Source organism: Staphylococcus sp. HMSC055C03 (assembly GCF_001809385.1).
GTDB classification, from domain to species: Bacteria; Bacillota; Bacilli; order Staphylococcales; family Staphylococcaceae; genus Staphylococcus; species Staphylococcus simulans.
In genome coordinates, this window is the sequence record NZ_KV797476.1 from 1 (window position 1) to 9512 (window position 9512).

Consider the following 9512-nt stretch of genomic DNA (forward strand, 5'->3'; position numbering starts at 1 on the left):
TGGGCTATTAGCCCATAGGGCATGTTATTCGGTTCGTTTTTGCGAACTAAATTTATTTGCGTTTATTTTGGTTCTTTTTTACGAACTTATTTAAATACTGCCTGTTATGATTTTTCTATAATATTCTTTGTTCTTATTTAGCTTTATTCTCTATTCTTCAGTTTGTTATTACCTATTCTTTTGGGCATTTTCGTTTTACTTGTTTCTTTTAAAATGTTATATTTAAATTTTATCATCCATTTAAATATACTTATATTTCAGTTCGTTTTCGCGAACTTATACCCTAATCAAAAAAAGAACGCCACCTTTGTAGATGACGTCCCTCTTTATGACTCGCTATAAAACTATTCGATAACATCTTACGCTGAGTTATCTACTCTCTAAAATATTGTTTTCTAAGTGTTGATCACTTATTCTACTGCGTATGCATAAATTTTGATGACTGTTATAACGTGTCTAACATCTTGCATAACCTCATAATTTACCTTTTTAGCTAAACTATCACTAAAGTAAACATACGTTTCCTTGTTAAAATTGTCCTCAGTGCTTTTACGTGCTAGGATAAGAGTAGGTCATTCCTTTTGAGACATGACCTACGTTTTGACTCTCGCCTAACAGTGATTCTAACTATCATCACTGTGAAAGCAGTTTGATACATGCATTTTAATAACACCTATACTCCAGCTTTGTCATGTTAAATCATGACAGTAGTATTGGGACATCTTAATTTTATAGATGTCCCTTTTTCTTATATCAATAAGTAGATTTAGATTTCTTGCACACAATCCCATTTTATTAAATTCTAAAACATCGAATTTTTGAGAATTGTCCTTATCATTTTTACATACTATAATAATGGCAGGCCATCCTTTTTTGGGGATATAACCTTATTCTGTTTTCAATGCTTCTACAGAGGTTATTGAAACTTCTGTAGAAGCAATCATACAAGCTAGCCTCAACCTCTGCTAGCTTATATGAAAAAACAACCAATATGTACTCGCCTATTGATTGATAAATAATTCAATAGTGAGTCATGCTGGTTTAATTTTACCTCTATTTTTTCTTAAGTCACACTATTACAACGACTTAAAGGCACCTTAACTTGATTAAGGTGCCTTTCTTTTCTTTCTATCTTCATGCCCATGATAATTATTAGGGGTTCCGCCTAATTGATGAAACCTTGCATACATATACGCTGATAACTCTTTAAAAGCCATATTTAATCTATTAAAGGCATTTTTTGTACCAATATACTCTCGATCTTCCAATAAAGCTCTTCTAGTGTATGCAATCTCTTTAGCAAAAGCCATATTTAATGCATATGAATCTGATTTACGGTTATGACTCTGATAGTATGATAGACCAGAACTTTTAATAGGGCTGAGCAACATCAGAAGCGGTTCAGGGTCCGGACGTTTCCCTCTCTCTTCTGTAGTATCTGGTTTGATCTCTGATAGCAGCTGAGCTTCTCGGCAATAGCCCGTATCTTCCAATTCACCAATCATCTGCTCAATATCTTGTGCTATTTCATCTCCAGCTGTACATGCTTCTCTGAAATTAACGAAACTCGATACATATTCACTTCTGATACGCGAGACACGTCCTATCAAGTAAGCTATAACATCAACATAAGTATAATCCTCATAGCTCTTAATTAGTTCCAATAAAACATCAATCTCTTCGATACTTATATTTTTCTGCTTTAAAACAAGCCATACTTGATATAAGACATCAATATCAAGTTCTGATTCTAAGCTGTCTCTAACCTCTATCAACTGCTTAATATCTTCATCATATTCATGATAAATATTATCTTCTTCTAACGTCTCTATATGATTCTCTATCTTCTTCAGCGCACTCTCTTTAACAACCTTTACATCCTCGTCAGCTTCCAAATCAGGTATTTCATCTTCAAATTCTTCGATTTCTCTCTGTAAAAATTGCTCAATTTGTATTAATCCATGTGATAGATGACTATATTCCTGTCTTAGCACATTCATATAATGATAACGTGTTTCTAATTGTTGCAAATAGCGTGCCATCTCTCCTTCTGCTTGGTACATCATCTCTTCTATTTTTATAAACTTATCTAGGTTTGTGACTGCCATCATTCGATTCCCCTTAAGACAATTTCTGTTCTCGGATAATCCATCTCTTGAAATTTTGCCATCGTTACCATTACTACTCGACTATCCTTGACATCTAAGCCTTTGAAAATACTGTCGAGCGCTGCTTTAAGCAAATTATCTATATCAGGTGCTGTTGTACGTGTAATCTGTTTAAGTCTCTTTTGACTCCTAGGCGCTTGAACATAAAACATAATTTCCGCTTTAACACCTAAAGGCGTGTGTATAATATCGAAAAAATCTTCATTCAATGCCTGATCAGCTTCCAATTGTGCCTGTACAGCATCTATATAGTCTATATACGCTTGATCATAATACGTAATCTTTCTGCCATCTCCTAAAAAGCGATGACGCGGCCTTGGCGTTGCCATCGGTGCAAGGTTGATGGTATACCGCCATACTTTGCTCATACATCTAACCTCCTAAGATTGCCCTTTATTGTCGGAAGTTTTGGTACGTTTCGACTCATTTTTGTACTTTAAATAATCCGTATTCATACTATTAATGTGTTTTTGTACTATTTCTTCTTGCTGCTCGAGATCTACTTCAGCTTTTTTCTTCGTTTTTTCATATTTTTCTGGGTGCTCTATATAGTCGTTAAACATTGCAATGACAGTGTTTAATTGTTTAACTGTAAAGATTTCCGCTAAAGCATCAAAGGCACTTTTACTTTCACTGAGCTCTTTTACATGCTTCTTATATTTAAAAACTGCTGTCTTACCTAGTTCTAACTGCTCACTCAATAACTTCCAATGCGCTTCATTAATAAACCATGATGCAATATTTTCACTTTTCGTTTTAGCCATCGTTATTGGCTTTTGTGTTCTTGTATTTGCCATATCCACTTCACCTCTTTGATTAATATGTTTTATATTAGCTATTTTAAATGAAGGATTTAATACGTTTCACTTCGGTGTATTGATTCAATTCAAATACTTAACCAGATTCGCCCTATAAAGGTCATTAGGTATAGTTTTAAAGTTTTTAGACGTATTATAATAATTTTAATGATTATATGATTAGATAGTAAAAACCCGTTGTATTAAAGTACTTTATATAGAAAGAAATTAGACTTAAGTCATCTATTTTTCAATAAGTTCTTTAATATGAACTATTTTAAAATAACAAGTCTTGTTTTTTATAGTTCTTTTTTAAGAACTATAATCAATTATACTCATGTGTATGTTTATACACATGAGTATATATAAGCTTAAACTTATCTATATATTCATGTATATACTTGTGATTTTTGATAAATGAAAATCTATTCTTGTTGAAGAATAGATTTTATCAGTAATGTCCTTGGCATCATCAATGCCTGATTACAATTGCTTGATCAGTTCATTCAAAAATTCTGATGAAGATGAATAATTATTTTCTTTGACTAATTCATCTAGCTTTTTTCTGACTGATGGTTGTAACATAAATTGATATCTTGCTTTATTTTCTTTGACTTTGCCTTTTTTAATTTCTATTTTTTTATATGAAACATCCGGTGATGCTGCTTCTTCTAATGCTTTCTCAATATTTTGATCATCTTGTGTATATTTTTTATTAAATGCCATAGCTCAGGCCCTCCTTAGTTATTAATTGATATATTATTATTTTCTTCAAAGTATATAAAATCATTGGTATGTCATATTAAATCAGCTATGAATCTTTGATTGCTTTACATTTCTCACTGAATTGATCAAAAAATATTTTTTCCTTCGCATATAATTTGGAATCTTTTTTCATCTCAACAATCGGCTTTTTCTCTAAGACACTGCGTGTAATTAATTCTTTGTCTGGAAAATATGTGATGTAGTTTGAATTATTTTTAATTGCTTCTTTAAAAGCAATGGATGATTTTGTATTATGTTTAACCATATTTCCAACATAAAATAATTTGGCTGTGACATAACTTTCTCTCGTTTTAAAATCTATGAGCTCTTTTTTCAATTTATTAATACGATATTCAATATTAGCATTCGAATCATCACTAAAGCCGCTCGGCTTATTTGGAGAAATGACTTTATGACTGACTACAATGGCATTACGTGTGGATGTGCTGAAATCTGGATGCGTATCAATAATAATATAATCATATTGATCAAGATGATACGCTTCATAATAATCATCCAACCACATATATAACTGCATATCTTTACCATCTGTCGTGCTCATATGTTTTTCATATTCATCCAATCGTAAAAAACCGCTAATGAGATCGATATTGTCACTGATGTGATGAATTTTAACTTTTTCATTAATGTGCAAAGACTCAACTTTTTCAAATATGGATAAAACTGTATTTTTTTGATCATAGACCCCTAAAATCTGAGATAAATTACATTGATGATCGAGGTCAATCATTAAAATCTTAGCGCCTGAATCAGCCAGGTATTCAGCAAAATTGTAAGATAATGTAGTTTTGCCGACACCGCCTTTAATGGCTGCGAATGTGATGATTTCCATCTTAACACCTCCACACTTATTATAGCATATACACCTGAATATTAACATATTTATATATGTGTGTATGTCTATGTGTATGTAAGTGTATATACTAGTGTTTGTATGTCTATGTGTATCCTTATTTACGTTTATTTTTGTATCACACAAAAATAAACGCTCCCTATAACTTTCAATAGTTATAGGGAGGAGACATCCTGATAGCTATATACCATAATTTACCGCACTTATATATCGTGATATATCTCAATTATTAAAATAACGTCATCAATTAGGCTTAAAGCTAGCAACTAACTATATTTGTAAATAGGAAAAGATGATTACATGGCAATGTTTATAATGATATTTCTTTTTGTATATTCTATTGTAATTACATTTGTACATAAAATGATACGACTGCGTAAATTACCAAAATTTCTATAACCAAAAGATATTCTCTGTATCAGCTTTATTTTAGTATTTATTCCCTCAAGTGGACCGTTGGTCAATTTACTTATTCAAAAGTATTTCTTATCATACTATTGTGCTTTCTTAGTGTCTTAACAGCTGTTTGAAGTTTAGGAGCAACGCTATTGATTTCTATATTTTTCAAAAGCAGCTTTATCAATTATTCGAGTAACTGTTCTACAATTTCATTAACAATTAATGCTGTATCATCTTTAAGGGAGGTAAAGTCAGTCGTTAATGGTGATGATAGTTGAGACATGTTATATATTTTATACATAAAGTTCCTTCAATGATTGGGTTTTTGGTTATTCTTTAATATACGTGAGGACTTTATTTTTTGAAATAGTATGAGTATTTTATATAAAAACCCAAGGAAAATCATTAAAGATTCTCCTTGGGTTTTTTTGAGATTGGATTTATGTTCTAGCCCCTTATCGTTCTTTTTAAATGACGAATTTAAATGATAATAGTATAGCAAAAATAACAAGAGAAAGAATGAAGTTGTCTCTTTTCTTTTCTAAGAGATATGAAGTAGTAATAGTTAGCAAACCTAATGTGACAAGAATATGATCGACTGAGTTTAAAACTATCATTCCATACAATGCTTGAAGTATATATTGAATGATTAAGATTGAAATACCTGATACTATCAAAAAAACGCTAATAAATTTAAGATATGAAATTGTTTCTTTTTTAATGTTTACTCCTCCTCCCTTTTACTTTCTTCAACTCATGGGGCAAAGTATCCAACAGTTGTTATATCATTAACTCAATTTAGATAAACATAACTATTTTGTTATTCTTTCACTAATAGATTAACTGTTCTAATAATAAAACCATTCAAACTAATACACTTTCTATTTTAATCCAGATTTGCTTTCGCTTGAAATATATATTATTAATCTAAAGTATTCTTTATTTTAATGGAAGCGATTTCTGTTCATCCTTGGTAGATTGATTTTTAGCAACATGAGGTTCAATTTTGGAATTAAATTATATTTTAAGTTCTGTTGCCAAAATCAACTTCGAAACAGATAAACGGTATCATATTAGTCAAAAAGAATGGCTGAATTTATGGCAAGATGTAACAGGAATTGATGAAATTACACAAGTACATGTCCAAAAAATTAAACAGAACAACAACAAAGAATTATACGAAATGGCGAAGTATTTTGGTAAGGATAGCGACTACTTAATTAATCAAAAAGTGTTCGATACATTTTATAAATCACTCAAAGGGAAACAGATTCTTGTTTATTCTGGACAGTTTAAAGAGGCAAGAAAGAAATTAAAAAATGGGGATTTAGATTATCTTAAAGAAGTAGATCCGACAGAATATATTTATCAAATTTTTTATCACTGGAACCAAAAAGAATACTTAGCAAGTGAAATTTTTGATTTAACCGAAGAAGAAAAAAGTAAAATTAATTATCAAATGATTGATGAAATTGACGAAGAAATTTGAGTATAAATTTTGATATTTTTTCTAAGATGTTAGCGAAAAAGCTAGCGTTTTTTTATTGAAAAGTGCTAAAAAATATTTGGGGACATTTTGGGTACAAAACAAATTTTAGGCACCTAATGTAAAACGTTGTAATCCTTGAAATGTCTGGCTTCGCCAGACCCACCTTTTTAAAAGGTGGCAAATTCCCCTTATGCTCTTAATTTTTATTTTGGACAAAATCAAGATTTCGGTGTTTTTTTATAGAAATTTATCCTTGAAAGAATTAAAAATCGTCATTGGCTTTGATTAAAATTTGTGATGTAAAATCAAAATATATTTATTTGGCTCTCATTTGCATTTTAAGAGCTGACAGAAATTTCTAGGTAATTAATATACTATAAATTGGATTTAATGCTTTGAAATCCAATTTAAAATTGAAATTAAGATCATTTCATTATTACAAGCAATTTACTTTCAGTATGAAAGCTTTTTGGGTGTCCAATTTGTCTATAGGCACTACATAAAAAGAAACCATAATTAAACAGAGTTTAACTATGATAGTCATGAAAAAAATAGTTGGTGTTTTAAATTTTGAAGTTAATAAAGCAATAACTTCGGATGAAATTTTTATAATATTTATGTAATAATTATAGATGAATTATAAATAATTAGAAGGGTTTTTTATGAAGAAATTTTCTAAAATTGTTCTAGCTAGTGGTATTGTTTTGGGTTTCTCTGTAACGCCCGAACTATTTAATGCAACGGAAGCACAGGCGCAAGAGTCTATTGAACCTTATTATAATTATGATGGTTATACTGCGTATCAAAGTGGATTTATATTAGACAAAAATTTCAAAGAGTCATTGAAATACGATAATTTTACTATCAACGGCTATCAAATATCAAAGAATTCATCTGTTCACAATCGAATAAATTTATACGATCAAACACTTACTGGTGTATCTGAGAATAAAGCTAATGGTGTTTTCTTCTCTCTCGATGGAAAATCTATTAATAAAAATACTTTATTTCAAAATTATGGTCAACCAAATTATTACTCTCCTACTTCAGCATGGGGTGAAGTATATATGTACAAAATTGGTAATAAAGATGTCAGATTTTATATTCACAATGGCTATGTGAATATATGTCAAATTACGAGCGAATAAGATATTTTAGGTATAAAACGTGAGGTAAGTTGTAAGTTCGCTTACTTCACGTTTTTTTATTTAAAGTGAATAAAAATAAATAATAGGAAACGCATTTATGCCGAAAAAATTTATTAATCAATGAGGAGCCCCTTAACAACCCCTAAACTTGGAGACGAATGTCGGCCAACGATTCGACAAGTTTAGGGGTTGTTAAGGGGACAGAGACTCGTTGTCAATAAAGTAATTGGAATAAAATTAACTTAAGTTATAGTGCATTTTCCTCTTCTAACTCTGTGAATATCTCAATGAATACGTCTAAATCTTCTAAACAAACTACTCTTTTTTCTGCTCCTTTTGGAAGTTCCGAATCTTTTAGAGGTTTGCCACATATATGGCAAAATCCTTTTACTTCGTTTATGTCTATCATGTTTTCATCAAAGTATTTTATATATTTTTCTATTTCTTTTTCACTAAAATTACACATTTTGATACTCCTTTTTAGAAATGTTGTAATGTTTTTTCTTCTTCTGAAATTGTGTAAATATCGCTTTTTTAATTTCGGGTTTTAATAAATATAGTAAATTTAGTTTATAAACAAGTTACTTCTTTTTTTGATACTATAGGTAACTATTATAATGAGAGCTTATACCTATCAAACCGTTGACACAACTGGTTTCAAGCACAAAAAGTTGCTTCTTTAGCATACAATCACATTATTCTTGTGCATTTCAATCTGTAATAAATCTTAGACAAGACGCAAACTGTACCGTAAGACTGACAACCTTTTTATCAGATGTTCTAAAATCAAAGTATGTATCTTCTAAACGATTCATATCCTCTTCATCTATATAGTCTCCCAGATTCAATACTTGTTGGTTGACATGTGCAGTAAAGCGTCTTGTTTCAGGTTGTTCTGCACTATAACCTATAACAAATCTTTTGGGGATTTCTGCTCCTGTAACCCAACTCAAATAACCTACGTCATTCCCCTCATTCATTGACTTCGTAAAAGTAACCTTGACCTCTAAGTTCCTGTTCATTTTTAACACCCACTCATTGTTTTGTATCATTCTGCCAGTTCTCAAGACTACCTAACGTATTAAAGTTGTCATATACACTACAATTACCTTTTAACTTTATAATTTACTTTATTTACTTTCGGACTATTTAATATTATTGTTAATCATAATTTTTATCACGCGTTTAGCTGTTTACTTTTCATTACTGTAAAGAGTTGACCTTCAAAATATTCAGTGCCTTCTTTCTGCTTATTTTCTTTACTCTGGTTATATTCCCAAAAAATCAGGGTTGCTATCAATACTCTTATATAATCACAGCTAAAAAAAACAATATTACAGAAACTACCATAAGTACTTTATACATAGCTAAGACCCACTTCCAAATTAAATATCATTATCTTATTATGTATTAACGATGAAGATTCATCTTGACTTGCGAGTATACAAATCAACTTAGATTCACACCCGCTACATTAACTGTAAGGAGCACAAATTCATCCTACTTTCAATCCTTATAAATAGATAGAAAAGATACTATCCGCTTCTATCTATTTATACTATATTTGTTTCTATCGATTTTATTCAAAAGATTGACTTTAAATCATTTTAGAATGTGCAATGATAGTATTGATTACATCAGACTGGATACTCTCATCTAATTCATCTACTACTTTATTATTTCTCGCTTTAATATCTAAAGATTTTATTTGTAGTGAATCAATGATACCTGTTATGCTATTACGTTTTGTTTTAACAACTATATCTGAAGGAAACCTCTTAGTTCTATTAGTTATAGGTAAAGTCCAAACAAAAGGCGATCCTTGATTGACAAAGTTGTTACTTATGATTACATATGGTCCATATTTTTGCT

General features: G+C 30.4%; 10 protein-coding genes and 1 pseudogene. 2 read left to right on the forward strand and 9 right to left on the reverse strand.

The annotated features are described in order from the left end of the window. Nucleotides 1–1106: 1106 nt before the first annotated feature. The 6 genes from HMPREF2603_RS02495 to HMPREF2603_RS13570 form a co-directional block, all read right to left on the reverse strand. On the reverse strand, nt 1107–2108 hold the full coding sequence (locus HMPREF2603_RS02495; RefSeq protein ID WP_060804020.1) for a hypothetical protein: 1002 nt from the start codon (nt 2106–2108) through the stop codon (nt 1107–1109). Next, nucleotides 2108–2536 (reverse strand): RusA family crossover junction endodeoxyribonuclease, encoded by a 429-nt coding sequence (locus HMPREF2603_RS02500; RefSeq protein ID WP_060804019.1) that lies wholly within the window; start codon nt 2534–2536, stop codon nt 2108–2110. Before HMPREF2603_RS02500 ends, HMPREF2603_RS02495 begins: the two co-directional genes overlap by 1 nt. A 12-nt stretch (nt 2537–2548) precedes the next feature. Next, on the reverse strand, nt 2549–2965 hold the full coding sequence (locus HMPREF2603_RS02505) for a hypothetical protein (RefSeq protein ID WP_060804018.1): 417 nt from the start codon (nt 2963–2965) through the stop codon (nt 2549–2551). A 483-nt stretch (nt 2966–3448) separates the two neighbouring features. Beyond that, nucleotides 3449–3691 carry a ribbon-helix-helix domain-containing protein gene (locus tag HMPREF2603_RS02510; protein WP_060804017.1) on the reverse strand — a complete coding sequence of 81 codons (243 nt, stop codon included), beginning with the start codon at nt 3689–3691 and terminating at the stop codon, nt 3449–3451. Nucleotides 3692–3776: 85 nt separating this feature from the next. Further along, the gene (locus HMPREF2603_RS02515) at nt 3777–4583 is read right to left on the reverse strand and encodes a ParA family protein (protein WP_060804016.1); all 807 of its coding nucleotides are present in this window, start codon (nt 4581–4583) and stop codon (nt 3777–3779) included. Nucleotides 4584–4900: 317 nt separating this feature from the next. Next, entirely contained in the window at nt 4901–5068 is a 168-nt protein-coding gene (locus HMPREF2603_RS13570; protein ID WP_398574957.1) for a transposase, read from the reverse strand. Nucleotides 5069–6042: 974 nt separating this feature from the next. Here HMPREF2603_RS13570 and HMPREF2603_RS02520 point away from each other — a divergent pair. Continuing rightward, a pseudogene (locus HMPREF2603_RS02520) lies at nt 6043–6492 on the forward strand (protein rep); the annotation flags it as partial. Between the two features lie 662 nt (nt 6493–7154). Next, nucleotides 7155–7640, forward strand: a complete 486-nt coding sequence (gene isaB, locus HMPREF2603_RS02525; RefSeq protein WP_060804074.1) for an immunodominant staphylococcal antigen IsaB family protein — start codon at nt 7155–7157, stop codon at nt 7638–7640. Between the two features lie 247 nt (nt 7641–7887). Here isaB and HMPREF2603_RS02530 read toward each other — a convergent pair whose 3' ends face one another. The 3 genes from HMPREF2603_RS02530 to HMPREF2603_RS02540 form a co-directional block, all read right to left on the reverse strand. Further along, complete coding sequence (locus HMPREF2603_RS02530; RefSeq protein WP_060804073.1) at nt 7888–8106, reverse strand: hypothetical protein; 219 nt, start codon at nt 8104–8106, stop codon at nt 7888–7890. 244 nt (nt 8107–8350) lie between these two features. Continuing rightward, nucleotides 8351–8620 carry a hypothetical protein gene (locus HMPREF2603_RS02535; protein ID WP_142351633.1) on the reverse strand — a complete coding sequence of 90 codons (270 nt, stop codon included), beginning with the start codon at nt 8618–8620 and terminating at the stop codon, nt 8351–8353. 617 nt (nt 8621–9237) lie between these two features. Then, on the reverse strand, nt 9238–9512 hold a 275-nt coding region (locus tag HMPREF2603_RS02540), incomplete at its 5' end, for a type II toxin-antitoxin system PemK/MazF family toxin (protein WP_060804071.1).